The sequence below is a fragment of the Streptomyces albofaciens JCM 4342 genome, assembly GCF_008634025.1.
Taxonomy (GTDB): Bacteria; Actinomycetota; Actinomycetes; order Streptomycetales; family Streptomycetaceae; genus Streptomyces; species Streptomyces albofaciens.
On sequence record NZ_PDCM01000001.1, the window covers coordinates 3,932,886 to 3,959,813 of the forward strand.

The window sequence follows — 26,928 nt, forward strand, 5'->3', positions numbered from 1 at the left end:
GTGGACTTCAGCCTGATCTTCTTCTCCGGGGACGAGAAGAACAAATACCGCTTCGTGCTCGACGCGGCCCGCTACGCGGACGAGAACGGCTTCACCGCCATCTGGACCCCGGAGCGGCACTTCCACCGTTTCGGCGGCCTCTACCCCAACCCCTCCGTACTCGGCGCGGGCCTGGCCATGCACACCCAGCGCCTCCAGATCCGGGCCGGCAGCGTCATCCTGCCGCTGCACAGCCCGATCCGGGTCGCCGAGGAGTGGGCGGTCGTCGACAACCTCTCCCGTGGACGGACCGGGATCGCCCTGGCCACCGGCTTCAGCCCGCTGGACTTCGCCATCCGGCCGGAGGGCTGGCCCGACCGCAGGCAGCGCACCTTCGACGCGGTGTCCACCATCCGCGAACTGTGGGAGGGCGCACCGGTCTACGTCCAGGACGGCCTCGGGAACCACGTCGAGGTGGAGCTGCACCCGCAGCCCGTCCAGCCCGAACTGCCCATCTGGCTGACCTGCACCAAGAGCGTGGAGACGTTCGAGACGGCCGGACGGCTCGGCTGCAACGTGCTGACCGCGCTGATCGACATGACCAACGAGGAGCTGGAGGAGAAGCTCGCCCTCTACCACAAGACCCTGGAGGAGTACGGGCACGATCCCGAGAGCACCACGGTCACGCTGATGCTGCACACCTTCATCGGCACCGACCTGGACGAGGTCCGGGAGACCGTCTGGCCCCCGTTCAGCGACTACCTGCGCTCCTTCTTCACCGTCATCGACTCGCAGAAGAAGAACCTGGCGCCCGGCGCCGGGGTCCGCGACATCTCGGCCGACGACCAGGACGAACTGATCAAGTTCGCCTTCGACAAGTACTTCGAGAAGGGTGCGCTGCTCGGCACCCCGGACTCCTGCGCGGCGGTGGTCGACCGCTTCCAGGGCATGGGCGTCAACGAGATCGCCTGTCTGATCGACTTCGGCGTCGACGAGGACCTCGTCGTGCAGAGCCTGAGCCACCTCAACGAACTCCGGAGGCGCTACGCATGACCACCGCCCCCTCCCGCGCCGACCTCGTCGCCGGGCTCACCGGCCTGACCCCCGGCCAGCGTGCGCGCCTGCGCGACCGGATCCCCCAAGTGCTGGCGGAGCAGCGGCGGTTGTCCCCGGGGCAGCGCCGCCTCTGGCTCACCCGGCAGCGGCTGCCCGGCCGGCCGGTGGACGTCGTCTGCCAGGCCGTGCACCTCACCGGCGACCCGGTGGACCTGGACCTGCTCGCCGAGCGGGTACGCGGCTTCGCGGCCCGGCACGAGGCGCTGCGCACCACCTTCGAGGAGGGCGGCTCGGGCCTCCGCCCGGTGGTGCACGAGGAACTGCCGCCCCAGGTGGACCGTACCCGCTGTGCCGATGCCGACGAAGCACACCGGCTCGCCCGGGAGCTGGCCGCCGAGCCGTTCGACCTGGCGGCCGGGCCCCTGCTGCGGGTCACCCTCGCCGAAGGGCCCGCGCCCGACGAGGCGTGGCTGCTGGTCGTGGTGCACAACCTCGTCTTCGACGCGTGGTCCTTCGAGCTGCTGCTGGACGAACTGGCCCGCCCCGCCGACGCCGAGCCCGCCGCCGCGCCCGCCTTCAGCGACTACACGCGCGAGCTGCGGCAGTGGCTCGGCAGCCCGGCGGGCCGGGAAGCGGCCGCCTACTGGGCCGGTGAGGTGGCCGACGCGCCGCCGCCCCTGCCCACCGACCGGCCCCGCCCCGCCGACGGCACCTCGCGCCAGGGCGGCCGGGTCGGCTTCACGGTGTCCCGTGCCGTCACCGAGGCGATCGCCGCGGCGGCGCAGCGCGAGGCGGCCACCGCGTACGCCGGATGGCTGGCCGTGGCCTGGGCCGCGCTGGCCGAGTTCGGCGGCCGGCCGGACGTCCTGCTCGGCACGTTCACCGCGGGCCGCGACCGGCCCGGCACCGCCGAGGTGGTCGGCTACCTGCTCAACGTGCTGCCCGTACGGCTGCGGGACGCGGGCGACGGCTCGCACGCCGCCCGCGTCCGCGCGGTCCGTACGGCCACCCGCGCCGGGCTCCGGCACGCCGCGTACCCGGGCGAACTGGTCGCCGCGGAGGTACGGCCCGCCCGGGTGCCGGGCGACCACCCCCTGCTCGACGCCGTCTTCGTCTTCGACAACCTCGGCGAGGGCGGCCGGGAGATCCAGGGCGCCCGCGCGGACACCGCCGACCTCGACAAGGGCACCGCCCGCTACGACCTGACGCTGGCCGTCTACCCCGGCCCGGAAGGGACCGAGGGCTGGTTCGAGTACGACAGCGAACTGTACGACGAGACCACCGTGCGCCGCCTGGCCGAGCGGTTCACGGCCCTGGCCGAGGCGGCGGCCGGCGCGGACGGAGGCCCGCAGTGACCACCGCACGGCTGTGTGCCCCCGCCTACGAGCTGGGCGAGTACGCCGACCCCGTCACCGAGCTGCCGGAACTGCTGGCGGACCCGGACACCGCGGCCCGGCTGACCGCCCCGGCCGCCGGGTTCGACACCTACCACTGGTCGGACGGGCAGGTGGTGGAGCTGATGGCCGCCGCCGCCCGGCGCACCCTGGGCGAGGCCGGGGTGCCGGGCGACGAGGTCGACCTCGTCCTGCTGGCCACCGACTCGCTGCCGCGCGACCGCTCGGCCCACCGGGACGTGGCCGAACTGCTCCGGGACATCGGGCTGACCCGCGCCACCGCGAGCACGCTCGGCCTGATGGACTGCGCCACCGCCATGGCCGCCGTGGGAACCGCCGCCTCCCTGGTCCGCGACGGCAGCGCCCGCCACGTCCTGGTCGTCACCGGCGACCTGGCCGACCACGCCACCGGCGGCGAACGGGTCGTCGCGGGCGGCGCGGCCATCGCCAGCGACGCCGCCGCCACCGCCCTCGTGTCGGCCACCGCGGCCGGGCTGCCGGTGCTGGGCATGGCCCACCACGCCGCCCCGGAGACCCTTTCCGGGGAGCCCGCGCGGCAGCAGCTGGCGGCCCGGATCGCCGCGCACCGCGAACTGTTCGCCCGGCTCGCGGAGCGGCACCCGGTCCGGCCCGAGGAGGTGCGGGCCGTCCTGCCCAGCAACTTCGCGCGCAACGTGCTGGAGATCTACCTGTCCGATGTCGGCTACGGCGGCGACCGGCTCGCCCTGGGCAACGTCGGCCGGATCGGGCACTGCCTCGGCAGCGACCCGTTGATCAACCTCGCGGACCGGCTCGCGGAGGCCAAGGCCGCCGGGGAGGAGGAGGCGGACGGGCCGGAGGACCGGCTCGTGCTGCTCGGCGCGGGCATCTCCCACCTGGCGGCCGTGCTGCTGGGGGCGCGCCCGCTGCCGGCCGGGGAGGGAGCCGGGTGAGCGCGGCAGGCGCGGCCTATGTGAACGGCTGCGCCGCGGAGTTGGGCGCGATCCGCCGTAAGGTCGCCGAACTCCCCGAGTACGCGGCCGGGCCGCCGGCCGCGGGCACCGGCTTCGCCGAGTACCGCGAGGCCGGGGGCGGCATCCTCGACCTCCTCGGCCCGGCCGTGCGCCATGCCCTGGACGCCTCCGGTACCGACCCGGCCACGGTGGACACGGTGCTGCTCGCGACCGAGTCGCTGCCCGCCGACGGCCCGGACCGGCCCGCCCTCACCGGCCTGCTGGACGCTCTCGGCCTGCGCCGCGCCTACCCGCTGACGCTGGGCCTGGCCGACTGCTCCACCGCCGTCGCCGCCTTCGACATCGCGGCGTCCCTGGTGCGGACCGGCGCTTCCCGCACGGTGCTGGTGGCGTCCGGGGACCTGGTGCGTACGGTGCTGCCGGGCGGCCGGGTCGTGCTGGGCGGTACGGCGGTCGCCGGGGACGCGGCCGCCGCGGCCGTGGTCTCCGGGCGGCGGTACGGCTGGGAGCTGCTCGGCGGGGCCCGCAGGTTCGCCCGCGAAGCCGTCGATGCCGCCACGCCCGGCCACCGGATGCTGGCGCAACTGGCCATGTACCAGGAGGTGTTCGCGGACCTGTGGACGGCCACGGGGCTGACGGCGCGGAGCCTGGGGACCGGCGCCGTGCTGCCCAGCAACCTCGCCCGGGACACCCTGCGCACGTTCCTGGGCGAGGCCGGAATCGCCGACGCCCAGATGTATCTGGACAACGTGCCGCGTATCGCGCACTGTCTGGGCAGCGATCCGCTGATCAATCTCGCCGACCGTACGGCCCAGGGCGCCGAGCCGTCCCCCGTCGTACTGCTCGGCACCAGCGCGGTGCACGCCGCCGCCGTTCTACTACGTCCCGTGGAGGAATGAACACATGCCGACGGCAGAGGAGAGGACCGCCGGAATCTGGCGGGAGATCCTGGACCTGGACCACGGGACCCCCATCGGCCCGGAGGACGACTTCTTCGCCCTGGGCGGCACGTCCCTCCAGGCCATGTCCCTGGTGCAGCGGCTGCGCGAGGAGTTCGGCGCTCCGGTGGCGCTGAGCGCGCTGCTGGCGGACGCCTCGCTGCGGGCCGTCACCGCCGCGGTGACGGCGGACGGAGCCGGGCACGAGGAGACCGCCCGGCCGTGAAGATCCAGTCTGTGGCCGCCCTGCGGCAACTCCCGCCCCGCGCCCGGGCGGTGATGGGCGCCAACCTGGTCAGTTCGGTGGGCACCGGACTGGTCCAGCCGTTCCTGGTCCTGTATCTGACCCGGGTGCGCGGGCTGCCGGTCGGCGCCGCCACCGCCGTCATCTCGGTGATCGCGGTGGCCTCGCTGCTGGGCGGCCCGCTGGCCGGACGGCTGGCCGACGGCCGCTCGCTGCGCGCCACGGCCGCCGCCGCGATGACCCTCGCCGCCCTCGGCACGGCCTCCTTCGCCCTGGTCACCGGGGTGGGCGGCGCGGTGCTCGCCGGGTCGGCCTACGGACTGGCGTACGGCGCGATGGTCTCCATATGGAACACCGCCATCGCCCGGAGCGTGACGGGGGAAGCCCGGTCCACCGCGTTCGGGCTCCAGTTCGTCGGGCTCAACGCGGGGGTCGGGCTCGGCGGCCTGCTCGGCGGGATCTTCGCCTCGACGGCCGATCCGGGCCGCTTCCAGCTGCTGTACGTCGGTGACGGCCTGTCGTTCCTGGTGGCCGGCGCCGTCCTCGTCCTCGCGGTGGGGCGGCGGACGCAGCAGCCGGACACCGCCGCGACGGAACCCGCCGCCGGGCCCCGCGGCTACGCCGTCGTCCTCCGGGACCGCGCGCTGCTCAAGGTGCTCGCCTTCACCGTCGCGCTGATGGTGGTGGGGTACGGACAGCTGGAGTCCAGCATCCCCGGGCTGGTCGCGGTGCGCGGCATGGACGCGCGGATCATGGCCTGGGGGTTCGTGGCCAACACCTGCTGCATCGTGCTGATCCAGTTCGCGGCGGTGACCCGTATCTCCCGCTCCCGGCCCGCCGTCCTGCTCGCCGGCACGGCTGGGAGCTGGGCGGCGAGCTGGCTGCTGCTCCTGCTGGCCACCGTCGGCGGCGGTACGGCGGTACAGGCCGCGCTGGTGATCGTCGCGCTGGCGGTGTTCGCCGTGGGCGAGGCGCTGCTGGCCGTGGCGCTGCCCACCCTCGTCAACTCCCTGGCGAGCGACCCGGTGCGCGGCCGGTACAACGGCGCGTATTCCGCGGCCATGTCGGTGGGCCTGGTCGTGGGCCCGCTGCTCGGCGGCCGGCTGCTCACCGGCGGACAGCCGTGGCTGCTCGCCGTGGTGCTGGGCGCGGGCTGCGTGGCGTGCGCCGGGGCGGCCCTGCGGCTCGGGCGGCTGCACGGCCCGGCGGACAGCGTGCGGACGGCCGCGCCGCAGCAGCCGGGCGTCCGGCACACCGGTGATCCGTACGAGAACGAGAACGAGCCGCAGCGGCTGGGCTCCGGGGGTGGACGATGACGGTCGTGCACGAGATCTTCCGGCAGCGGGCGGCGGAGCGCCCGGACGCCACCGCACTGCTCCACCGTGAACGGGCCGTGAGCTACCGGACGCTGGACCGCGCCTCGGACGCCTACGCGGCCGAACTCGCCGCGGCAGGAGTGCGGGCGGGGGACATCGTGCCCGTCCTGATGCCGCGCTCCCCGCGATACGTGGCGACCGTCCTGGCGATCCTCAAACTCGGCGCCGCCTACGCGGCCCTGGACCTCCGCTGGCCCGCGCCCAGGATCGCGGAACTGACACGGCGGGCGGACGCCCGGCTGATCGCCGCCGCCCCCGGACACCGGCCCGGGACCGCGCCGGCCTCCGTCTGGGTGCCCGGCACGGACCTGGAGGAGGCCGCCGCCACCGGCGACGCCCCGCCTCCGGTGCCCGTACAGGAGACGGACACCTGCTGCGTCTTCTTCACCTCCGGCAGCACCGGCCGCCCCAAGGGCGTCCTCTCCCCGCACGCCGGAACGGTACGGCTGTTCACGGCCGAACCGGCCGCCCGCTTCGCCGACCTCGGCCCGGACACGGTCTGGCCGCAGGCCGCCCCGCTGCCCTGGGACGCCGCCTCCCTGGAACTGTGGGGAGCGCTGCTGAACGGGGGCACCTCCGTGCTGGTGGACGAGCCCTACCTGACGGCGGACGGGCTGCGCGGCCTCGTACGCCGGGCGGGCGTGAACACCCTGTGGCTCACCGCCTCGCTGTTCAACCTGCTCGTGGAGGAGGACCCGGACTGCTTCCACGGGGTGCGGCAGCTCATGGTGGGCGGCGAACGGCTCTCGCCCGAACACGTCCGCCGCTTCGTACGGGCGCACCCCCGCATCACCCTGGTGAACGGCTACGGCCCCGTGGAGACCACGGTCTTCGCCACCACCCACCGGATCACGGCTGCCGACATCGCCGACGACCGGGCTCCCGACGATCGGGCCCCTGGCCCGCAGATCCCGGTGGGCCGCCCCGTCGGACGGACCGAAGTCTTCGTCCTCGACGAGGCATCGCGGCCGGTCCCGCCGGACACCACCGGCGAGATCTGCGTCGCGGGCGCCGGCCTGGCCCGCGGCTACCTCGCCGACCCGGAGCAGACCGCGCGCAGCTTCGTCGACATCCCGCTGGACGGCGCCGTCCGCCGTGTCTACCGCACCGGCGACCTGGGCTTCCGCTCCGCCGACGGCACCCTGCACTACGCGGGCCGCCGCGACCGCCAGGTCAAGGTGCACGGACACCGCATCGAGCCGGGCGAGGTGGAGGCCGCGGCGGCCCGGGTGCCCGGGGTGCTCCGGTGCGCCGTCGTCCCGCTGATGACGGACGGGAGGTGCGTGGGGCTGGCCGCCGCGTACACGGCGCGCGACGACCGGGAACCGGTGAGCGCGGAGACGGTGCGCCGCGCGCTGGCCGAGCGGCTGCCGGAGTACCTGGTGCCACGGCGACTGGCCGCCGTGGACGCCTTCCCGCTGACCGACAACGGCAAGCTGGACACCGCCGCGCTGCTGGACCTCATCACGGCGCGCGCGGAAGCGGCCCGGCCACGGGCCGACGCGCGTCGGCTTCGCGATGCCGAAGACGGCCCGGTGGCGGGCCATGTGACCGCGGCCTTCGCGGAGATCCTGCGCCGGGACCCGGACGACGTGCCCCCCGACGCCTCCTTCTTCGAACTGGGCGGCACCTCGCTGGACGGCGCCCGGCTGTGCGTCCGCATCGGCGGGCGCACCGGCGTCCCCGTACCGGCCTCCGTACTGATCGCGGGCCCGACCGTACGCGACCTGGCGCAGTGGATCGAGAAGCGGCAGGCGGAGCCGGGGGAGCGCGCCCGGACCCTGCCCACAGGCCCGCTGCCGCTGCTCCCCGTCCAGAGCGGCTTCCTGTACGAGCAGCAGCTCGACCCGGCCGACACCTCGGCGCACTGCGTCCTGCTGTGGCGGGTGACCGGTGCCTTCGACCCGGAGGCGTTCCGGGCCGCGGCGGACGACGTGCACCGGCGCCACGAGTCGCTGCACGCCCGCTACGTCTTCGACCGCCGCCCGGTGGCGCTCCTGGACGGCCCGCCGGCACCGGTGGACGTACGGGTCCTCGAACCGGCCGGGGACGAGGCGGCCGCGCTCACGGCCGTACACACCGAACTGCACCGGCCGCTGGACATCGGCTCCGGGACCAACTGGCGGTGCGTCATGGTGCCGTCGGCGGCCGGTGCCTGCTGGTGGCTGGGCATCGTCGTGCACCACATCGCCTTCGACGGCGGCTCCGCACGTCCGCTGGCCGAGGACCTGTCGGCGTCCTACGCGGCCCGGCTGCGCGGCGAGGAGCCCCGGAGCGCGCGCCCCGCCCCGCTGGCGGCCGTCCTGGCCGGCCACCGTGCACAGGTGAACGGGCACACCGGCGAGGAGCAGCGCGCGTACTGGCGTAGCGAACTGACCGGCGTGCCGCCGCTGACCCTGCCGTCCCCCGAGACGCCCTCCGAAAGCGCGGCGCCCTCTTTCACCCTCTCCGCCACCGAGTACGCGGCCTTGGAAGAACGTGCCCGGCGCCACGGCAGCACCCGCTTCGCGGTGCTCCTCGCGGCCTACGCCGAAGCCCTGGCGACCGTCAGCGGGCAGCGCGATCTGGCGGTGGGCGCGCCCGTCGCCAAGCGCTACCACCCGGACACCGCGGACGCGGTCGGCTGCCTGATCGACGTGGTCTGCTTCCGGATGCGCCCGGCCGGGGACGGCACGGCGGGCGCGCTGCCCCGCCTCCTGGAAGGCATCCACGCCGGTCTGGCCGCTCAGGACGTGCCGTTCGAGGAGGTGGTACGGCTGGCCGCCGACCCGGCACGGGACCGGACCCGGCACCCGCTCTTCCAGACGATGTTCGCGCTCCAGGAGGGGCCGCCGCAGCGCCTGGACCTGGCGGGCTGCGTGGCCGAGCCGGTACGGGAACCGGAACCGCGGGCGGTGCACGAACTGGAGGTGGAGGTGTGGCCGGACGGCGCGGACGGCGCCGAGGTGGTCTTCGGGCACCGGCCGGACCAGGTGTCCGCCGCGTTCGTGGCCCGGTTGGCCACCGCGTACCACCGCGTCCTGCGGCAGCCGGACCGGCCGTGAGCGGGCGGACCGGCACGGTGCGCGGCGGCGTGGACGGGATGGACGGCCCGGCCCGCCACCGGTCCCGTATCCACGAACTGGACCGGGACATCGCCCGGCTCATCCGCCTGCGCACCGCCGAGGACCGCCGCCTCCAGGACGCCCGCCGCGCCGCGGGGCGTCCCCGTACGGATCTGGCCTGGGAGAACGCCGTACTGCGCGGATACCAGGAGGCGCTGGGCCCGGCCGGCGCGCAACTGGCCCTGATCCTGCTGGCGCTGGGGCGCAGCACCTCCCCGGGGCCGGCAGTGGAACCGGAGGAACGGAAGAAGGAACCGGAAGAGCGGAAGAAGGAGCACACCAGCACATGACAGCGCCCGAACGCGGCTACGCGGACTACCAGTACCAGATCTACGTGCAGGGCCTCCGGGACACCGTCCCGCCCTTCACCACCGACCTCAGCGCCCTGGAGGACGTGGCCCGCGACCGCCTCGGCCCCAAGCCCTACTGGTACATCGCCGGCGCGGCCGGCACCGGCGCCACCGCGCGCGCCAACCGCGCCGCCTTCGACCGGCACCGCATCGTCCCGCGCATGCTGCGCGACGCCACCGCCCGCGACCAGCGCACCACCGTACTGGGCAGCGAACTGCCCGCCCCCGTCCTCCTCGCACCGATCGGGGTGCAGTCCCTGGTCCACCCGGAGGGCGAGCTGGCCACCGCCCGCGCCGCCGCGGCGACCGGCGTGCCGATGGTGCTGAGCACCGCCGCCTCGCACACCATCGAGGAGGTCGCCGAGGCCAACGGCGACGGGCAGCGCTGGTTCCAGCTGTACTGGCCGCACGACGACGAGGTGACCGCCAGCATCCTCAAGCGGGCCCGCGCGTCCGGCTACACGGCCCTGGTCGTCACCCTGGACACCTGGCAGCTCGCCTGGCGCCCGCACGACCTCGATCAGGCCCACCTGCCGTTCCTGCGCGGCGGCGGGGTCGCGATCCCGCTGTCCGACCCGGTCTTCCGCTCCCGGCTGGAGCGGCCGGTCGAGGAGGACCCGCAGGGCGCGGCCATGCACTGGCTGCCGATCTTCAGCGGCAAGGCGCACACCTGGGACGAGCTGGGATTCCTGCGCGAGCACTGGGACGGGCCGATCGTCCTGAAGGGCATCGTGCACCCCGGGGACGCGCGCCGGGCGGTGCGGGCCGGGATGGACGGCATCGTGGTGTCCAACCACGGCGGCCGGCAGGTGGACGGGGCGGTGGCCGCGCTGGACGCGCTGGTCGACGTGGTGGCGGAGGTCGGCACCGAGACGGAGGTGCTCTTCGACTCCGGTGTCCGCGGCGGCGCCGACGTGTTCAAGGCGCTGGCCCTGGGCGCCCGGGCGGTGCTGCTGGGACGTCCGTACGTCTACGGGCTGGCCCTCGGCGGCGCCGCGGGCGTCGAACACGTCGTACGCGGCCTGCTCGCGGACTTCGACCTGACGATGGGCCTGTCCGGCTGCACGACGCTCGCGGACATCGGCCCGGACACGCTGCACGCGGGCGACGGAGGGGAGGTGCGGCGGTGAACCGGCGGGCACGGAAGACCGGTTGGATCGCGCTGGCCCTCACCGGAGCCTGCGCGCTGGCGTTCCAGGCCGCGCCCGGCCCGGCCCCGGCCCCCGAGGACGGCGCCTGGCCGCCGGACACCGGCAAGGGCCCCTGCGCGGTCGGCAGGACCACCGACGTAGGGGCACGCATGCGGGACGGCACCGTGCTGCGGGCGGACGTGTACCGGCCGCGCACCGAGGAGAAGGTGCCGGTGATCCTGATGCGCACCCAGTACGGCAAGGAAGCGGCCGAGGTCCAGCCCTCCAGCTACCAGTCCCCGGAGTGGTTCGCCTCGCACTGCTACCTCGTCGTGGTGCAGGACGTGCGCGGCCAGTACGCCTCGGACGGCGACTTCTACGAGTTCGCCAACGAGGGCAAGGACGGCTACGACAGCGTGGAGTGGGCGGCCCGGCTGCCCGGCTCCAACGGCAAGGTCGGGATGTACGGCTCCTCCTACGTGGGCGCCACCCAGTGGCTGGCCGCCCAGGAGCGCCCGCCGCACCTGAAGACGATCGTGCCCGACAAGACCTCCGACGACTACTTCGACGGCTGGACCTACGAGGGCGGCGCGTTCCGGCTGAACTTCGTCATCCCGTGGGCCATGCGCAAGATCGTCCCGTCCGCCGCCGCCAACCGGGGCGACCGGGACACGTACCACCAGGTCAACCGGGACTACCAGGACGTGCAGAAGTGGCTGGGCACCGCCCCGTACAACCGCTTCAAACCGTTCCGTCCCGGTGACCCCAAGGTCGCCCCGTACTTCTTCGACTGGATCGAGCACCGTACGTACGACGACTACTGGCGCCGGTGGGCCCCCAAGGAGAACTACGGAAAGGTCGGCATCCCGGTCCTCAACTACGCCGGGTGGTACGACGCCTTCCTGGACGGGTCGGTCCGCAACTACCAGGGCATGGTCCGGCGCGGCGGCTCGCCCGCGGCCCGCGCCGGCCAGCGGCTGGTCATCGGGCCCTGGGACCACACCGGCTGGGGCCGCCCGACCAGCAGTCCCGCCCCGCTGCTCCGGCAGATCGGCCCGGTCGGCAACAGCCCCGTCAACGAGATGATGCTCGCCTGGTGGGACCACCACCTCAAAGGCAAGGACAACGGCGTCCGCGAGAACGGCGTGGACTACTTCGTCATGGGCGCGAACAAGTGGCGCACCGCGCCTTCCTGGCCGCTCCCGCAGACCCGCTGGACGGATTACCACCTCTCCAGCACCGGCCACGCGACCGGCAACACCGTGGACGGCACCCTGTCCACCGCCCCGCCCGCCGCGGACACCCCCGCCGACCACTACACCTACGACCCGCGCAACCCGGTGCCCAGCGTCGGCGGCCACTCCTGCTGCACGGCGGCCATCAGCACCCAGGGCCCCTACGACCAGCAGCAGATCGAGCAGCGCCCCGACATCGCCGTCTACACCGGCGCGCCGCTGGCCGAGGACACCGAGGTCACCGGCCCGGTCACGGTCACGCTGTACGCCAGGTCCTCGGCGCCGGACACCGACTGGACCGCCAAGCTGATCGACGTCCACCCGGACGGCACCGCGGTGAACCTGAACAGCGGCATCGTCCGCGCCAGTTACCGCGAGTCGCTGAGCGAGCCGAAGCCGATCGTCCCCGGCAAGGTGTACGAGTACAAGATCAAGGTGTGGCCGACCAGCAACCTCTTCAAGAAGGGCCACCGCATCCGGCTCGACATCTCCTCCAGCGACTACCCGCAGTACGACCCGAACCCCAACACCGGCAGCTGGCTGGGCGAGTCCACGGAGCGGCGCACCGCACGGCAGACCGTGCTGCACGACGCGGCGCACCCCTCGAAGGTGACGCTCCCGGTGATCCCGGACGGCGGCCGGGACCAGGGCAGCGACACCCCGCCGCAGAAGTAGCCCCGGCGGGCCGACAGCACCTCACCGAACCGACACCGACACCGACCGGAAGGCAGGACATGCACGACGTACGCCGGGCCCGTACGACCGACCACACCACGCTCGTGGAGTGCGTACAGCGCTGGTGGGGGGACTCGCGCACCCCCGAACAGGCGCGGGAGCTCTCCCTGCTGCTGCCCCGGCTGTTCCTCCAGCACTTCGCGGGCACCAGTCTGGTGCTGGAGGACGAGACCGGGGTACGGGCGTTCCTGGTGGGCTTCCACTCCGCCGATCATCCGCACGAGGCGTACATCCACTTCGTCGGCGTGGACCCGGAGCTGCGCAAGCAGGGCGTGGCCCGCCGCCTCTACACCGCCTTCTTCGAGCGCGCCGCGGCGGCCGGGCGTACCGAGGTGCGCGCCGTCACCTCGCCGCGGAACACCGGGTCCATCGCCTTCCACCGGGCCATGGGCTTCGAGCTGGACGCGGGCGACCGGGAGGTGGACGGCGTGCCGGTGCAGAGCGACTACGACGGGCCGGGCCAGGACCGGGTGGCCTTCCGCAAGAAGCTCGGCGCGCCGGAGGCCCGCACCCTGGAGCCCTTCACGACGCGAGCCGCGGTGCCGGAGGACTTCGACACCGTCGTCTCGGTGGTCGACGACTGGTGGGGCCGCCCCGCCTCCCGCGACCTGACCCGGGTGTTCGTGAACCACTTCCACGACACCAGCCTGATCGCCGAGCGCGACGGCGAACTGGCGGGCTTCGTCATCGGGTTCCTCTCCCCGTCCCGCCCGGACGAGGCGTACATCCACTTCACCGGGGTCAACCCCGCCTGGCGGCGCACCGGCCTGGGCCGCTTCCTGTACGAGCGGTTCTTCGCCATGGCGCGCGCGAACGGCCGGACCGTCGTCAAGGCGATCACCTCGCCCCAGAACGCCCGCTCCATCGCCTTCCACCGCGCGCTCGGCTTCACCCCGTCCGACCCGGTCACGGACTACGACGGCCCCTCGCTGGACCGGGTCACCTTCCGGCGCGAACTGTGAACCGGCGGTAGGAGGGCCCGGCGCAGGTAGGCCGGGTCCACCTCGGGCGGCAGCGGCACGGCGGGCGCCAGGGCCCGGTCCAGCAGGGCGCGGTCGTAGCGGCGGCGCGTCCAGCAGTACGCGGTGATGCCCCGCGTGATGTCGGCCAGCGCCCGCTGGGCCGGGCCCAGGCGGGTGCAGGCGGGGTCGAGACGGACGGAGAGACCGGGCCAGAGCTGCTCGGTGGCGTCCAGGACCGCCTGCACCGGGGTCTCGTGGGGATGGGTGAGGTGGAAGGTGTCGGTGTACGTCAGCGGGGTGCGGCCGAGCAGGCGTCCCATCACCTCGCCGGCGTACTCGACCGGCAGCAGGTTCACCGTGGCGTCCGGCCGGCCGGGAAAGCGCAGGGGCCCCGCCGCCGCGATCGGGGACCAGGACGCCCGGCCGCGGGTCAGCAGGGACAGGCGCGCTCCGATCTCGGCCAGCGGGTGCCGGGGAGCGGTCGGCGGGCGGCACCGGGACGTGACCAGCACGGCGGGGCGCAGCACGGTCACAGGCCGGCCGTGGCGCCGTGCCCAGGCGCGGACGAGCTGTTCGGCCTGGTACTTGGACCGTTCGTACGGGGTGAGGAAGCCGTACCGGCCGTCGAGGTCGCTCTCCTTGACGAGCCCTTCGAGCCGGCCGCCCGCGACGTAGACGGTGCTGATGTGCACCACCCGTCCCCGCGCCCCGCCGGCGTGCAGGAACTCCAGGAAGTGGCGGGTGCCGTCGACATTGACCCGGCGGAGCGCCCCGGGGTCCGCGACCAGGTCGATCAGTCCGGCGCTGTGCCACCATTCGTCGACCGCGGCGGCCAGCTCCCGGCGGTCCGCCGTGCCCAGTCCCAGCCCGGGCCGGGTCAGGTCCACCGCGAGCAGGCGCACCCGGCGCTGCCACCCCGCGGGCGGCGGGCTGTCGGTGGCGTCGAGGGCGCGCCGCAGCCGGTGCCGCCCGCCCGGCCCGTCGTCCCGGACCAGGGCGACGACATCGGCTCCCGACGCCAGGAAGCGGGCCATCAGGTGGGAGCCGAGGAAACCGGTGGCACCGGTCAGGGCGATGAGCATACGCCGGTCCCTTCGTGGCGGTCCGGTGCCCGTCGTCGGCGCTTCGGCTGCTTCAGTACGACTTCGGCAGGCCGAGCGTGCGGTGGGCGATGTGGTTGAGGATCATCTCCTGGCTGACCGGCGCGATGCGGATGGCACGGGACAGGGCGAGCAGGGGCGCGACGCCGTACTCCGTGCACAGGCCGTTCCCCCCGAAGACCTGCACCACCCGGTCGGCGACCCGGGAGGCCGCCTCGGCCGCGGCGTACTTGGCCATGTTCGCCGCCTCACCGGCGGCCTTGTGCTCTCCCAGATCGCACAGGGCGGCGGCCTTGCCGGTCATCAGCCGGGCCAGCTCCGTGCCGATCGCGGCCTCGGCGAGGGGGTGCGCGATCCCCTGGTGGGCCCCGAGGGGCACCTGCCACACCGTGCGGTCGCGGGCGTAGCCGACGGCCCGGTGCAGGGCCAGGGAGGCGAGCCCGGTGGCCAGGGAAGCGGCCACCAGCCGTTCCGGGTTGAGCCCGGCGAACAGCGGCTTGAGCCCGTCCTCGCCGTCCGTGACCCGGGCGTCGCGCGGCACCCGCACCTCGTCGAGGAACACGCTGTGCTGCACCTCGGCCAGCGCGACGTCCATGGGGATGGGGTGCCACGCGAGGCCCGGAGCGTCCCGCTCCACGATGAACAGCCCCGGGGCGACTCCTCCCGAGGGACGTTCGGAACGGGCGACGACCATGACGGCCGCGGCGGTGTCGACCCCCGAGGTGAAGACCTTGCGGCCGGACAGCACCCAGCCCCGCCCGTCGGGCCGGGCGGTGGTGGCGATGCGGTAGCTGTTGGAACCGGCGTCGGCCTCGGTGATCGCGAAGGCCATCGTCGCGCTGCCGTCGGCGATGCCCGGCAGCCAGCGCCGCTTCTGTTCCTCCGTGCCGAAGCGGGCCAGGATCGTCCCGCACACCGCCGAGGACACCATGAGCATGAGCAGCGGACAGCCGTGGGCGGAGATCTCCTCGGCGACCACGCACAGTTCCGCCATCCCGGCGCCGCCGCCCCCGTACGCCTCCGGCAGGTGGACCCCGGTGAACCCGCAGCGCCCCAGGTCGGCCCAGAGTTCCTCGCACCGCCGCCCGGCCCGGACCTGCTCCAGAAAGTACGCCGTGCCGTAGTCCCGGCCCACCTGCGCCACGGCGCGGCGCAGCAGGGCCTGGTCCGCACCGCCCAGCGTGACGGACGAGGTGTCCGCGGCTGCCCGTGACCCGGGGATCATGAGGCGGGGCTTCCGCACAGGGCGGCCGTCTCCCGCCGCCACAACTCCGGGAGCCGGTCCGCGCCCGGCACCGACGCGTCGCTGACCACGGCGATCTGGGCGGTCGAACCGTAGGTCGTCAGACAGACGTTGAACGGGTGGCCGGGCGGCAGCAGGGTCATCGGCAGCACATCGGTCAGCGTGGCCGGAACGGCCTGCTCGTCCTCACCGCACGGCACGTACGAGGCGATGACCGGGGCATAGCGGGGGTCCAGCATCCGGTGGAGGGTGAACCGCACGAGCCGGTCCGGGGCATGGTGCAGCAGGTCCCGCGCGGTCCGGCGCACCCGCGCCGACTTCAGCCCGGCGCCGGCCGCCACGGTCCGTACGAGCCGCCGCCGGGGATCGCTCTCCTGGCACGGCAGCCACACCCGCCGCAAGAAGCAGCGATTGCCCCACGTCGTCGATTCCTCGGGGAGCCGGACGCTGAGTGGTACGGCGACCGCCAGCGGTCCGGGAGCCCGGCCGGTCTCCAGGAGCCAGGCGCGCACGGCACCGGCGAGAGCGGCGAGGTGGACATCGTTGACCGTGCCGCCGACGGTACGGGCGACCGTACGCAACCGGGGCAGCGACGCGGTGGCCGTCGACACCTGACGCCGGCCCGAAAGCTCCCACGGCGCGCCCAGCCCGGTCGGCGGGAAGCGCCAGTACCCGGCGTACAGCGCCACAGCCGTGCCGACCGCCCGCAGCGTCCGGCCCGTGCGCGAGCCGGTGCCCGCGTCGGCGGCCGGGCGCGGGACCGGCCCCGGGCCCGCCGGAGCGAAGAGGGTCTGGAGCGTCTGCCCGATCGCCACACCGTCCTGCCGGCTGTGGTGCACGCGGTACGACAGGCCCCAGCCGTCCCCCGAGGAAGGCCGTACCAGCCTCAGCTCCCAAGCGCGTTCCGGGTCCAGGTGCTCGGCCCACAGCCGCCGGGCGGCGTCCAGCACACCTGAACGCCCCTCGCCCGGGACGACCGTCTCCACGACATGCCGGCCCACCTCGAAATCGCGGGCCGGCAGCCAGGCGGCAGTGGTTCCCGCCACGCACAATTCGTGGGACAGCACGGGCAGCAGGCGCAGGGCCCCGCCGACCAGTTCCCGCAGCTCGTCCAGCGTCGGCGCCCGGCCCTCCAGATACACGACCGCCCCCACATCCAGACGGGCGTCCGGGACGCCGGAACCGAATGCGAGAAACGCCCGGTCGAGGGCCGAAGCGTGGGGAGGCGGTGGAGAATTCACGGTCGCTGGCCTCCTTTGCGCCATCCGCCGCGCGGCGGGATTTCCGGCCCGGAATTCGACCATGCGACACCATCGGCCCAGGAGGGAAGGGGCCGGTGCGGGCCGTTCACCGGTATGGATGAGCCGATGACCCGGACGAGTCAACCCGCCGCCGCTGATAGGCAGATGAACCGCCGCTCCGAATATCGGTTCATAGGGCCCGGCCGGACCCGCTGCACGCGGACGGGCGCATTCTCAGCCTCCCGCCGCGTCCCCGCCCAGCAACTCCGCCAATTCCCGCTGATAGGGAAACGTCCCGGGCCGATAGCCGCACCACGGTTCCTCCGCGTACGGATCGCCGGTGACGGCATGGGCCCGGGAGCGCGATCCGCCGCAGACGCGGCGGAATTCGCAGCGGCCGCACCGGCCGCCCAGCCGGTCGGCGTCGCGCAGGCCGGTGAACAGTTCCGACTCGCGGTAGATCTCCGGCAGCGGACGGGTACGCACGTTTCCCGCCGCGAGGGGGAGGAAGCCGCTGGGGTGCACGGTGCCGGTGTGGGAGACGAAGACGAAGCCGCGGCCCGCGTTGACGTCCAGGGGCGGGCGGCGGGTCCGGCGCCCGCCGGCGTACAGGCCCAGCTCTTCGCCGCGCTCGCGGAGCCGGCGGTACAGCGGCCCGAGCCGCAGCGCCTCGACGTGGTCCGCGTCCTTCGCGGCCAGTACCGCCCGCTGCAAGGCGACCCTGCGGAAGTGGTGGGCCTCGGTGGTCTTGGCGGGGACCGAGAGCCCCACGTCGTGGACGAAGTGGAGGACGTCCTCGGTCTCCGCGGGGCCGAGCGAGGCCAGCTCGCGGCCGCGTCCGGTGGGCACGAGGAAGAACGCGCTCCACAGCATGACCCCGTGCTCGCGGACCAGGGCCGCGATCTCCGGCAGGTCGTGCAGGTTGTGCCGGCTGACCGTGGTGTTGATCTGCACCTTCATGCCCAGGCCGCGGGCGGTGTCCCAGGCGTCCAGGGTCCACCGGTAGACGCCGGGGACGCCGCGGAAGCCGTCGTGGAGCGCGGCGGTGGAGCCGTCCAGGCTCAGGGACAGGCCCACCGCCCCGGCCTCGTGCACCGCCCGGAGACTGGCCGCCGTCAGGGTGGGGGTGCCCGAGGGCGAGACCGCGACCCGTACCCCCGTGCGCGTGCCGTAAACGATCAGTTCCAGCAGATCCGGGCGCTGGAAGGGGTCGCCGCCGGTGATCACGAACAGGGGCGCGGGCCGCCCGAAGGCGGCGATCTGGTCGATCAGGCCCTTGGCGGCCCGGGTGTCCAGTTCGCGCGGATCCCGGTCGGGCACCGCGGTCGCCCGGCAGTGCACGCAGGCCAGCGGGCAGGCGCGGGTCGACTCCCAGATGACGATGAACGGCTTGTCCGCCACGGCCTGGTGCTGCCGGCGGACCGCGCGGGCGGCGCTCACCGGGGGAGGGGGCGGAGCGCAGCGGGACGGGCGGGGTCGTGCATGGGCGGGTACCTCCGATTCGATCACCCCCAGCATGTGGCCGGGCAGGTGCCCGCCGCCCGGGGCGTGCGGCCCCCGCGCAGGGTCGTTGGTCCCGGGTGGCCGAAAACATTCGAGGTCCTGTGGCACTGCGCCACGGGACGCTTCGCCCACCATGACCTGCGGGGGAGCGACTTAGCGTTCGTTTTATGGAGAACGAGACAATCGGCGGCCCGGCGGCCGCTGAGGGACGCGGCTGGCCGCTGGCCGGCCGGCGGCTGCTCAACCGCCGTGAGGTGAGCGAGGACGGGCGCGCCGTGTTCGGCACGGGGGACCCGCGGTGGGAGGGCTTCTACCGCGACCGCTGGGCCCACGACAAGGTCGTGCGCTCCACCCACGGGGTCAACTGCACCGGGTCCTGCTCCTGGATGGTCTACGTCAAGGACGGGATCATCACCTGGGAGCACCAGGCCACCGACTACCCGTCGATCGGTGCCGACTGCCCCGAGTACGAGCCGCGGGGCTGCCCGCGCGGCGCGTCGTTCTCCTGGTACACGTACTCGCCCAGCCGGGTCCGCTACCCGTACGTCCGCGGCGCGCTGCTGAAGATGTGGCGGGAGGCGCGCCGGCGGCTCGGCGACCCGGTGGCGGCCTGGGCCGAGATCACCGGCGACCCGGCCAGGGCCCGCGCCTACAAGAAGGCGCGGGGCAAGGGCGGGCTGGTGCGCGCCGACTGGGACGAGGTGGCCGAGCTGGTCGCCGCCGCCCAGGTGCACACCGTCAAGACCTACGGCCCGGACCGGGTGGCCGGGTTCTCGCCCATCCCCGCCATGTCGATGGCGTCCTTCGCCGCGGGCGCGCGGTACCACTCGCTGATCGGCGGCACCCTGCTGTCCTTCTACGACTGGTACGCGGACCTGCCGGTCGCCTCGCCGCAGGTCTTCGGCGACCAGACGGACGTGCCGGAGGCCGCCGACTGGTGGAACGCGGGCTACCTGATCATGTGGGGGTCCAACATCCCCGTCACCCGCACCCCGGACGCCCACTTCCTGACCGAGACCCGCTACAACGGCACCAAGGTCGTCGCCGTCAGCCCCGACTACGCCGACAACGTCAAGCACGCCGACGAGTGGCTGGCCCCGCACCCGGGCACGGACGGGGCGCTGGCGATGGCGATGGGCCACGTCATCCTGCGGGAGTTCCTGGTCGACCGCGCCACGCCGTACTTCGAGAACTACCTGCGCCGGTTCACCGATGCCCCGTTCCTGGTCACGCTGCGCGAGCGGGACGGCGCCCTGGTGCCGGACCGCTTCCTGACCGCGGCGGACCTCGGTGACACCGACGAGCACGCGCGCTTCAAGACCGTCCTCGTGGACCGTTCCAGCGGCGAGCCGGTGGTCCCCAACGGGTCGCTGGGCTTCCGCTGGGGAGAGGAGGGAAAGGGGCGCTGGAACCTTGAACTGGGGGACATCGAGCCCCGGTTGAGCCTTCTGGAAGAGGATGGGCCGACGGCCGCCGTGGCGCTGCCGCGCTTCGACGAAGGCCCCACCGAGGGCGGCGCGGTGATGGTGCGCGGTGTGCCGGTCCGCACGATCGGCGGCCGGCGGGTGACCACCGTCTTCGACCTGATGCTGGCCCAGTACGGCGTGCGACGCGCCGGGCTGCCCGGCACCTGGCCGGCCTCCTACGAGGACGCCTCCCAGCCGTACACCCCGGCCTGGCAGGAGACGGTCACCTCGGTCCCCGCCGCGCAGGCGGCCCGCATCGCGCGGGAGTTCGCCCGCAACGCCGAGCGCACCGAGGGCCGCTCGATGATCGCCATGGGCGCGGGCACCAACCACTGGTTCCACTCCGACACCATCTACCGCGCCTTCCTCGCCCTGACCACCATGACCGGCTGCCAGGGCGTCAACGGCGGCGGCTGGGCCCACTACGTCGGCCAGGAGAAGGTCCGCCCGGTCACCGGCCTCCAGCACCTCGCGTTCGCCTTCGACTGGCAGCGGCCCACCCGCCACATGGCCGGCACCTCCTACTGGTACCTGGCCACCGACCAGTGGCGCTACGAGGCCTTCGGCCCGGACGAGCTGGCCTCCCCGCTCGGCGAGGGCCGCTTCGCGGGCCGGGCCACCGCCGACTGCCTGGCCCAGGCCGTCCGCATGGGCTGGACCCCCGGCCACCCCGGCTTCGACCGCAACCCGCTGGACCTGTGCGACGAGGCGGCCGCCGCCGGGCGCCCCGTCGCCGGCCACATCGTCGACGAGCTGACCTCCGGCGCGCTGCGCTTCGCCGCCGAGGACCCGGACGACCCGGCCAACTTCCCGCGCGTACTGACCGTGTGGCGGGCCAATCTGCTCGGCTCCTCCGGCAAGGGCAACGAGTACTTCCTGCGCCATCTGCTGGGGACGGACGCGGCGGTCCGCTCCGAGGAGACACCCCCGGAGAAGCGGCCCCGGGACGTCGTCTGGCACGAGGAGGCGCCCGAGGGCAAGCTCGACCTCCTGGTCTCGATGGACTTCCGGATGACGTCCACCGGCCTGTTCTCCGACGTCGTGCTGCCGGCCGCCACCTGGTACGAGAAGGACGACCTGTCCAGCACCGACATGCACCCCTTCGTGCACGCCTTCACCCCGGCCATCGCGCCGCCCTGGCAGGCGCGGACCGACTACGACACCTTCCTGACCATCGCCGACCGCTTCAGCGAACTGGCCGCGGACCACCTGGGCACCCGTACCGACGTCCTGGCCGTGCCCCTCCAGCACGACACGCCCGACGAACTGGCCCAGCCCGGCGGCATCGTCGCCGACTGGAAGGCCGGCGAGTGCGCGCCGGTCCCCGGGCGCACCATGCCCAAGCTGGTGACCGTCGAGCGGGACTACGCGGCCGTGGCGGACAAGATGCGCGCCGTCGGCCCCCTCCTGGACCGGCTCGGTACCACCACGAAGGGCGTCACCGTCCGCCCGGACCGGGAGCTGGAGCAGCTGCGCCGCACCAACGGCGTCCGGCGCGGCGGCGTGGCGGACGGACGCCCGTCCCTGGCCACCGCCTCCGACATGTGCGAGGCGATCCTCGCCCTGTCCGGCACCACCAACGGGCGCCTGGCCACCGAAGGGTTCAAGGAGCTGGAGAAGCGGACCGGCACCGGCCTGGCGCACCTGGCCGCCGAGCGGGAGGCGGAGCGCATCACCTTCGCCGACACCCGTGTCCAGCCCCGCTCCGTGATCACCTCGTACGAGTGGTCCGGCAGCGAGACCGGCGGCCGCCGCTACTCCCCGTTCGTCATCAACGTCGAGCACCGCAAGCCCTGGCACACCCTCACCGGCCGCCAGCACTTCTTCGTCGACCACGACTGGATGACCGAACTCGGCGAGCAACTGCCCGTCTACCGGCCCCCGTTGAACACCGCCCGGCACTACGGCGACGAGCGCCTGGGCGAGGACGGCCGCGCCGAGGTGACGGTCCGCTACCTCACCCCGCACTCCAAGTGGTCCATCCACTCCGAATACCAGGACAACGCCTACATGCTCGCCCTCTCCCGGGGCGGCCCGGTGATCTGGATGAGCACCGCCGACGCCGAGAAGATCGGCGTCCGGGACAACGAGTGGATCGAGGCGTACAACCGCAACGGCGTCGTCGCGGCCCGCGCGGTGGTCACCCACCGGATGCCCGAGGGCACCGTGTACATGTACCACGCCAAGGACCGCACGGTGAACGTGCCCAGGACCGAGGTCAGCGGCAGGCGCGGTGGTATGCACAACTCGCTGACCCGGCTGCTCATCAAGCCCTCGCACCTGGCCGGCGGCTACGCCCAGTTCACCTACGCCTTCAACTACTACGGACCCACCGGCAACCAGCGCGACGAGGTCACCGTGATCCGCCGCCGCGGCCAGGATGTGGAGTACTGACATGCGCGTCATGGCTCAAGTGGCGATGGTCATGAACCTCGACAAGTGCATCGGCTGCCACACCTGCTCGGTCACCTGCAAGCAGACGTGGACCAACCGCACCGGCGTCGAATACGCCTGGTTCAACAACGTCGAGACCAAGCCCGGCGTCGGCTACCCCCGCCGCTACGAGGACCAGCGGCAGTGGAAGGGCGGCTGGATGCTGGACCGGCGCGGACGCCTGGTGCTCCGCTCCGGCGGCCGCCTCAGGCGCCTGGGCTCCCTGTTCTCCAACCCCGACCTGCCGGCCATCGAGGACTACTACGAGCCGGTCACCTACGACTACGACAACCTCGTCAGCGCCCCGGCCGGCCAGGACGTGCCGGTCGCCCGCCCCCGCTCGGTGCTCACCGGCAAGCCGACCGCCATCACCTGGGGCGCCAACTGGGAGGACGGCCTGGGCGGCGCGGGCGAGACGGCGGCCGGCGACCCCAACCTGAGCGGCGGCCTGGCCGAGAAGGTGAAGTTCGCCTTCGAGCAGACCTTCATGTTCCACCTGCCGCGGCTGTGCGAGCACTGCCTCAACCCGGCCTGCGTGTCCGCCTGCCCGTCCGGCGCGATGTACAAGCGGGCCGAGGACGGCATCGTGCTGGTCGACCAGGACCGCTGCCGCGGCTGGCGGATGTGCGTCACCGCGTGCCCGTACAAGAAGGTCTACGTCAACCACGCCACCGGCAAGGCCGAGAAGTGCACCTTCTGCTTCCCGCGCATCGAGGCCGGACAGCCCACCGTCTGCTCCGAGACCTGCGTCGGCCGCCTGCGCTACCTCGGCCTGCTCCTCTACGACGCCGACCGGGTCGGCGAGGCCGCCGCCGTCACGGACGAGAAGGACCTGCTGGACGCCCAGCGGAACGTCTTCCTCGACCCCGCCGACCCCGGAGTCCGCTCGGCGGCACGGCTGTCCGGCATCCCCGAGGACTGGATCGACGCGGCCCGCCGCTCGCCCGTACACGCCCTGATCAGCGAGTACAAGGTGGCCCTGCCGCTGCACCCGGAGTACCGCACCCTGCCCATGGTCTGGTACGTACCGCCGCTGTCCCCGGTCCTCGACGCGGTCGGCGAGGCGGGCGGCGACGCCGAGGACCCCGACCACGTCTTCGCCGCCGTCACCCGCCTGCGCATCCCGCTGGACTACTTGGCCAACCTCTTCGCCGCCGGGGACACCGACGTCGTCGCCGGGGTACTGATGAAGCTGACCGCGCTCCGCAGCCATATGCGCCAGCGCATCCTCGGTGAGCAGGGCGACGAGAGCGCCCTCAAGGCCGTGGGGCTCACGCCCGCGCAGGCCGGGGATCTGCACCGGCTGCTGGCCGTCGCCAAGTACGCCGACCGGTACGTGGTCCCCGCCGCCCACAAGGAGGACGCCGCCGCGCTCAGCGCGATGGAGGACCGCTGCCCCGTGGAGAGCGCGGGCGGCGACCCGTCCGGCACCGACCGCAAGGTCATGCTCGGCATCCCCACGCTGCGGCGACGGGCCACGGCCTCGGGCGCGGGAGGGACTGCATGAGCACCCTGCGTACCCGCCTCCGCCCGGCATCCGGGCGCCGCGCCCGCCCCGGCCCCGAAGAGCCCGCACAGCGCGGGCTCCTGCTACGGCTGCTGTCGCTCCTGTTGCAGTACCCGGACGCCGAACTGGCCGGTGAAAGGCCCGCGTTGAGCGCGGCGGTCGACGCGCTGCCGCCCTCGGCCGCCGCCGGACACCTCGCCGCCTTCACCACCTGGTTCGCGGCCCAGCCGGCCGATGAACTGGAGAGCCACTACGTGGAGGTCTTCGACCTCCGCCGCAAGAGCAGCCTCTACCTCACCTACTACCTGCACGGCGACACCCGCCGACGCGGCATGGCCCTGCTCGCCCTCGCCCAGACCTACCGGGCCGCCGGATGGAGCGCCGACAACGGCGAACTCCCCGACCACCTGCCCGTCGTCCTGGAATTCGCCGCCCTGGCCGGGCCGCGCGCCGGAGAAGCGCCGCTGCGCCGCCACCGGCGCGGCCTGGACCTCATCCACCACGCCCTGACGGACGTGCGCTCCCCCTACGCCGATCTGCTGGCGGCGCTGCTGTCCCTGCTGCCCCAGGCCACCGACGCCGACCTGGAAGCCGTGGCGAAGCTGGCGGCCGAAGGGCCGCCCGCCGAGGACGTCGGCCTCGACCCGTACAGCGGCACCGGCTTCGCCCCGCCCGGCACCTTCGTGCCGCCGGCGCCCGCCCCGCCGACCCTCATGCCCCCTCTGACCGGCCCGATGGACCCGGAGGCCCGCCGATGAGCGCCGCCAGCAGCCCTCTCACCTCCATGGACGGCACCGACCTGCTGCTGTGGGTCGCCGTCCCCTACGCCTGCCTGGCCGTCTTCGTCGTCGGGCACTTCTGGCGCTACCGCAAGGACCAGTTCGGCTGGACCAGCCGCACCAGCCAGCTGCTGGAACACCGGTGGCTGCGCTGGGGCAGCCCGCTGTTCCACCTCGGCGCGTTCGCCGTGATCGCCGGACACGCGGTGGGCCTGGCCGTCCCCGCGTCCCTGACCGCGAAGGCGGGCGTCAGCGAGCACGCCTATCACACCGTGGCGGTGACCCTCGGCTCCGCGGCCGGTGCGGCCATGGTGGCGGGACTGGGCATGCTCTGCGCCCGGCGCCTGCTCGCCCCGCGCATCCGCACCCGCACCAGCTCCAGCGACAAACTGCTCTTCCCGCTGCTGGCCGCCACCGTGCTGCTGGGCATCGCCGCCACCGTCGTCCACAACGTCGCCGGAGGCGGATACGACTACCGATCCACCGTCTCGGTCTGGTTCCGCGGGCTGTTCCTGCTGCAACCGAAGCCCGAGGCGATCTCCGGCGCGCCCCTCCTGTTCCAGCTGCACGCCCTGAGCGCGTGCCTGCTCTTCGCGGCCTGGCCCTTCACCCGCCTCGTGCACGTGTGGAGCGCCCCCATCGGCTACCTGCGGCGTCCGTACCTGGTCTACCGCCGCAAGACGGCCGCTCCGGCGTACGACCGGTCCGCCCCCGCCCGGCGCCGCCCGGCCGGCGCCAAGGCGTCCCGGTGAGGCCGCCCGCCGCACACCCCGGGCGCCGCGCCGCGGCGGCGCGGCGAGAAATGGCCCGTCTCCTGGTGGGCGGGTTCGATGAAAGTGAAAGACGGGAGCCGTATGGCGTCGGGACCCCGGGTCCCGCACCGGACGGCTCGCGGAACGACTCGACCGAGAGGCACACCATGCGCCCGCTTGAGGCCACCACCGGCGCCACGCAGCCGAGAGCGGCGGATCCCACCTCCCCGGCCGGCCACCCGTGGGTGATGCTCACGCTGGCCACGGTGGGCTTCGCCGTCAACTTCTGGGCGTGGGCGCTGCTGAGCCCGCTGGGCCCGCGCTTCAAGGAGACCCTGGCGCTCAGCTCGTTCGAGCAGTCCCTGCTGGTGGCGGTGCCGGTGGTGGTGGGCTCGCTGGGGCGCATCCCGGTGGGCGCGCTGACCGACCGGTTCGGCGGCCGCGTGATGTTCCCCCTGGTGTCCGTCGCGACCATCGTGCCCGTGCTCTACCTGGGGTTGGCCGGTCACTCCTCGCTGATCGCCCTGCTGGTCGGCGGGTTCTTCCTGGGCATCGGGGGCACCGCCTTCGCCGTCGGCGTGCCGTTCGTCAACCGCTGGTTCCCGCCGGAGCGGCGCGGGATGGCGATCGGTGTCTTCGGCGTGGGCATGGGCGGCACCGCCATCAGCGCGCTGACCACCGTCAAGCTGGTCGACGCGCACGGCATGGCCAACCCGTTCCTGATCACCGCCGCGGTGCTCGCCGTCTACGCCGTGCTGGCCGCCGTACTGCTGCGGGACGCGCCCGGCCGTACCGTACCGGCCGAGCCGCTGGCCCGCCGTCTCGCCGACACCGCCCGTCTGCCCGTCACCTGGCAGGCGTCCGCCCTGTACGCCGTGGCGTTCGGCGGCTATGTCGCCTTCTCGGTCTACCTGCCGACCTATCTGAAGACCGGTTACGGGCTCGGCCAGGCCGACGCCGCCAACCGGATGGCCGGCTTCGTCCTGCTGGCGGTGGCCATGCGCCCGGTCGGCGGCTGGCTGTCGGACCGGGTGGGCTCGGTCCGCGTGCTCGCCGGGTCCCTGGCGGTCGTCGTCGTGGGTGCCGCCGTGCAGGCGGCGACCCCGCCGCTCGCTCCGGTGGGCACCATCGCCTTCCTGGCGATGGCCGCCGCGCTCGGCGCGGGCAGCGGCGCGACCTTCGCGCTGGTGGCCCTGCTGGCCCCGGCGAACAAGGTCGGCTCGGTCACCGGTGTCGTCGGTGCCGCGGGCGGGCTGGGCGGCTTCGTCCCCCCGCTCGTCATGGGCGCGATCTTCAGCGCCTCCGGGAGCTACGCCCTCGGTCTGCTCCTGCTCGCCCTGGTCTCGGCCGCCGCCCTGGCCTTCACCGTCACCCGGGTGCGGCGGGCCGCCGCTTCCGAGGGCACCTCACCGTGATGGTGCAACCGGCCCGGTGAAATCTCAGCAGGT

At 73.8% G+C, this 26,928-nt stretch carries 20 protein-coding genes; 16 read left to right on the forward strand and 4 right to left on the reverse strand.

The window, feature by feature from the left end; all coding sequences use genetic code 11:
- The 11 genes from CP973_RS17685 to CP973_RS17735 are packed head-to-tail and all read left to right on the forward strand — an operon-like array spanning nucleotide 1 to nucleotide 13,456.
- Nucleotides 1–1,032 carry a MupA/Atu3671 family FMN-dependent luciferase-like monooxygenase gene (locus CP973_RS17685; RefSeq protein WP_150241824.1) on the forward strand — a complete coding sequence of 344 codons (1,032 nt, stop codon included), beginning with the start codon at nucleotides 1–3 and terminating at the stop codon, nucleotides 1,030–1,032.
- Entirely contained in the window at nucleotides 1,029–2,390 is a 1,362-nt protein-coding gene (locus CP973_RS17690; RefSeq protein ID WP_150241826.1) for a condensation domain-containing protein, read from the forward strand. The genes CP973_RS17685 and CP973_RS17690 overlap by 4 nt, the downstream gene beginning before the upstream one ends.
- Nucleotides 2,387–3,361, forward strand: a complete 975-nt coding sequence (locus tag CP973_RS17695) for a beta-ketoacyl-[acyl-carrier-protein] synthase family protein (RefSeq protein WP_150241829.1) — start codon at nucleotides 2,387–2,389, stop codon at nucleotides 3,359–3,361. Before CP973_RS17690 ends, CP973_RS17695 begins: the two co-directional genes overlap by 4 nt.
- Nucleotides 3,358–4,281, forward strand: coding sequence for a beta-ketoacyl-[acyl-carrier-protein] synthase family protein (locus tag CP973_RS17700; RefSeq protein WP_150241831.1), 924 nt, complete (start codon nucleotides 3,358–3,360; stop codon nucleotides 4,279–4,281). The genes CP973_RS17695 and CP973_RS17700 overlap by 4 nt, the downstream gene beginning before the upstream one ends.
- 4 nt (nucleotides 4,282–4,285) lie before the next feature.
- Nucleotides 4,286–4,546 (forward strand): acyl carrier protein, encoded by a 261-nt coding sequence (locus CP973_RS17705; RefSeq protein WP_150241833.1) that lies wholly within the window; start codon nucleotides 4,286–4,288, stop codon nucleotides 4,544–4,546.
- Nucleotides 4,543–5,880, forward strand: a complete 1,338-nt coding sequence (locus tag CP973_RS17710) for an MFS transporter (protein ID WP_150241835.1) — start codon at nucleotides 4,543–4,545, stop codon at nucleotides 5,878–5,880. Before CP973_RS17705 ends, CP973_RS17710 begins: the two co-directional genes overlap by 4 nt.
- Nucleotides 5,881–5,885: 5 nt before the next feature.
- Complete coding sequence (locus CP973_RS17715; protein ID WP_167538349.1) at nucleotides 5,886–8,984, forward strand: non-ribosomal peptide synthetase; 3,099 nt, start codon at nucleotides 5,886–5,888, stop codon at nucleotides 8,982–8,984.
- Nucleotides 8,981–9,334, forward strand: a complete 354-nt coding sequence (locus tag CP973_RS17720; RefSeq protein WP_150241840.1) for a chorismate mutase family protein — start codon at nucleotides 8,981–8,983, stop codon at nucleotides 9,332–9,334. The genes CP973_RS17715 and CP973_RS17720 overlap by 4 nt, the downstream gene beginning before the upstream one ends.
- Nucleotides 9,331–10,524, forward strand: a complete 1,194-nt coding sequence (locus tag CP973_RS17725; RefSeq protein ID WP_150241841.1) for a lactate 2-monooxygenase — start codon at nucleotides 9,331–9,333, stop codon at nucleotides 10,522–10,524. Before CP973_RS17720 ends, CP973_RS17725 begins: the two co-directional genes overlap by 4 nt.
- Nucleotides 10,521–12,434 carry a CocE/NonD family hydrolase gene (locus CP973_RS17730; RefSeq protein ID WP_208853203.1) on the forward strand — a complete coding sequence of 638 codons (1,914 nt, stop codon included), beginning with the start codon at nucleotides 10,521–10,523 and terminating at the stop codon, nucleotides 12,432–12,434. Before CP973_RS17725 ends, CP973_RS17730 begins: the two co-directional genes overlap by 4 nt.
- Before the next feature lie 59 nt (nucleotides 12,435–12,493).
- Nucleotides 12,494–13,456 (forward strand): GNAT family N-acetyltransferase, encoded by a 963-nt coding sequence (locus CP973_RS17735; RefSeq protein ID WP_150241843.1) that lies wholly within the window; start codon nucleotides 12,494–12,496, stop codon nucleotides 13,454–13,456.
- Here CP973_RS17735 and CP973_RS17740 read toward each other — a convergent pair.
- From CP973_RS17740 to CP973_RS17755, 4 genes are all read right to left on the reverse strand, one after another.
- On the reverse strand, nucleotides 13,408–14,538 hold the full coding sequence (locus CP973_RS17740; RefSeq protein ID WP_150241845.1) for an SDR family oxidoreductase: 1,131 nt from the start codon (nucleotides 14,536–14,538) through the stop codon (nucleotides 13,408–13,410). The two genes, CP973_RS17735 and CP973_RS17740, sit on opposite strands and share 49 nt — an antisense overlap.
- Before the next feature lie 52 nt (nucleotides 14,539–14,590).
- Nucleotides 14,591–15,781, reverse strand: coding sequence for an acyl-CoA dehydrogenase family protein (locus tag CP973_RS17745; protein WP_150241847.1), 1,191 nt, complete (start codon nucleotides 15,779–15,781; stop codon nucleotides 14,591–14,593).
- Nucleotides 15,778–17,040: a wax ester/triacylglycerol synthase domain-containing protein gene (locus tag CP973_RS17750; RefSeq protein WP_167538350.1), complete on the reverse strand. Its 1,263-nt coding sequence runs from the start codon at nucleotides 17,038–17,040 to the stop codon at nucleotides 15,778–15,780. The genes CP973_RS17745 and CP973_RS17750 overlap by 4 nt, the downstream gene beginning before the upstream one ends.
- 234 nt (nucleotides 17,041–17,274) lie before the next feature.
- Nucleotides 17,275–18,480, reverse strand: a complete 1,206-nt coding sequence (locus CP973_RS17755; RefSeq protein ID WP_244409573.1) for a TIGR04053 family radical SAM/SPASM domain-containing protein — start codon at nucleotides 18,478–18,480, stop codon at nucleotides 17,275–17,277.
- Nucleotides 18,481–18,710: 230 nt separating this feature from the next.
- Here CP973_RS17755 and CP973_RS17760 point away from each other — a divergent pair, with 230 nt between their 5' ends.
- From CP973_RS17760 to CP973_RS17780, 5 genes are all read left to right on the forward strand, one after another.
- A complete protein-coding gene (locus CP973_RS17760; RefSeq protein WP_150241851.1) occupies nucleotides 18,711–22,403 on the forward strand; it encodes a nitrate reductase subunit alpha in 3,693 nt (1,230 codons plus the stop codon).
- A gap of 1 nt (nucleotide 22,404) precedes the next feature.
- Nucleotides 22,405–23,949 carry a nitrate reductase subunit beta gene (gene narH / locus CP973_RS17765; protein ID WP_167538351.1) on the forward strand — a complete coding sequence of 515 codons (1,545 nt, stop codon included), beginning with the start codon at nucleotides 22,405–22,407 and terminating at the stop codon, nucleotides 23,947–23,949.
- Nucleotides 23,946–24,707, forward strand: coding sequence for a nitrate reductase molybdenum cofactor assembly chaperone (gene narJ / locus CP973_RS17770; protein WP_150241856.1), 762 nt, complete (start codon nucleotides 23,946–23,948; stop codon nucleotides 24,705–24,707). Before narH ends, narJ begins: the two co-directional genes overlap by 4 nt.
- The gene (narI, locus tag CP973_RS17775) at nucleotides 24,704–25,480 is read left to right on the forward strand and encodes a respiratory nitrate reductase subunit gamma (RefSeq protein WP_150241858.1); all 777 of its coding nucleotides are present in this window, start codon (nucleotides 24,704–24,706) and stop codon (nucleotides 25,478–25,480) included. The genes narJ and narI overlap by 4 nt, the downstream gene beginning before the upstream one ends.
- Before the next feature lie 167 nt (nucleotides 25,481–25,647).
- A complete protein-coding gene (locus tag CP973_RS17780) occupies nucleotides 25,648–26,895 on the forward strand; it encodes an MFS transporter (RefSeq protein WP_425281974.1) in 1,248 nt (415 codons plus the stop codon).
- Nucleotides 26,896–26,928 lie beyond the last annotated feature (33 nt).

Bases quoted from the DNA above. Each gene is read 5' to 3' on its own strand.
- narJ (WP_150241856.1), top strand. From the start codon at position 23,946: ATGAGCACCCTGCGTACCCGCCTCCGCCCGGCATCCGGGCGCCGCGCC.
- CP973_RS17725 (WP_150241841.1), top strand. From the start codon at position 9,331: ATGACAGCGCCCGAACGCGGCTACGCGGACTACCAGTACCAGATCTAC.
- CP973_RS17780 (WP_425281974.1), top strand. From the start codon at position 25,648: ATGCGCCCGCTTGAGGCCACCACCGGCGCCACGCAGCCGAGAGCGGCG.
- CP973_RS17690 (WP_150241826.1), top strand. From the start codon at position 1,029: ATGACCACCGCCCCCTCCCGCGCCGACCTCGTCGCCGGGCTCACCGGC.
- narH (WP_167538351.1), top strand. From the start codon at position 22,405: ATGCGCGTCATGGCTCAAGTGGCGATGGTCATGAACCTCGACAAGTGC.
- CP973_RS17740 (WP_150241845.1), bottom strand. From the start codon at position 14,538: ATGCTCATCGCCCTGACCGGTGCCACCGGTTTCCTCGGCTCCCACCTG.
- CP973_RS17760 (WP_150241851.1), top strand. From the start codon at position 18,711: ATGGAGAACGAGACAATCGGCGGCCCGGCGGCCGCTGAGGGACGCGGC.
- CP973_RS17705 (WP_150241833.1), top strand. From the start codon at position 4,286: ATGCCGACGGCAGAGGAGAGGACCGCCGGAATCTGGCGGGAGATCCTG.
- CP973_RS17735 (WP_150241843.1), top strand. From the start codon at position 12,494: ATGCACGACGTACGCCGGGCCCGTACGACCGACCACACCACGCTCGTG.
- narI (WP_150241858.1), top strand. From the start codon at position 24,704: ATGAGCGCCGCCAGCAGCCCTCTCACCTCCATGGACGGCACCGACCTG.
- CP973_RS17745 (WP_150241847.1), bottom strand. From the start codon at position 15,781: ATGATCCCCGGGTCACGGGCAGCCGCGGACACCTCGTCCGTCACGCTG.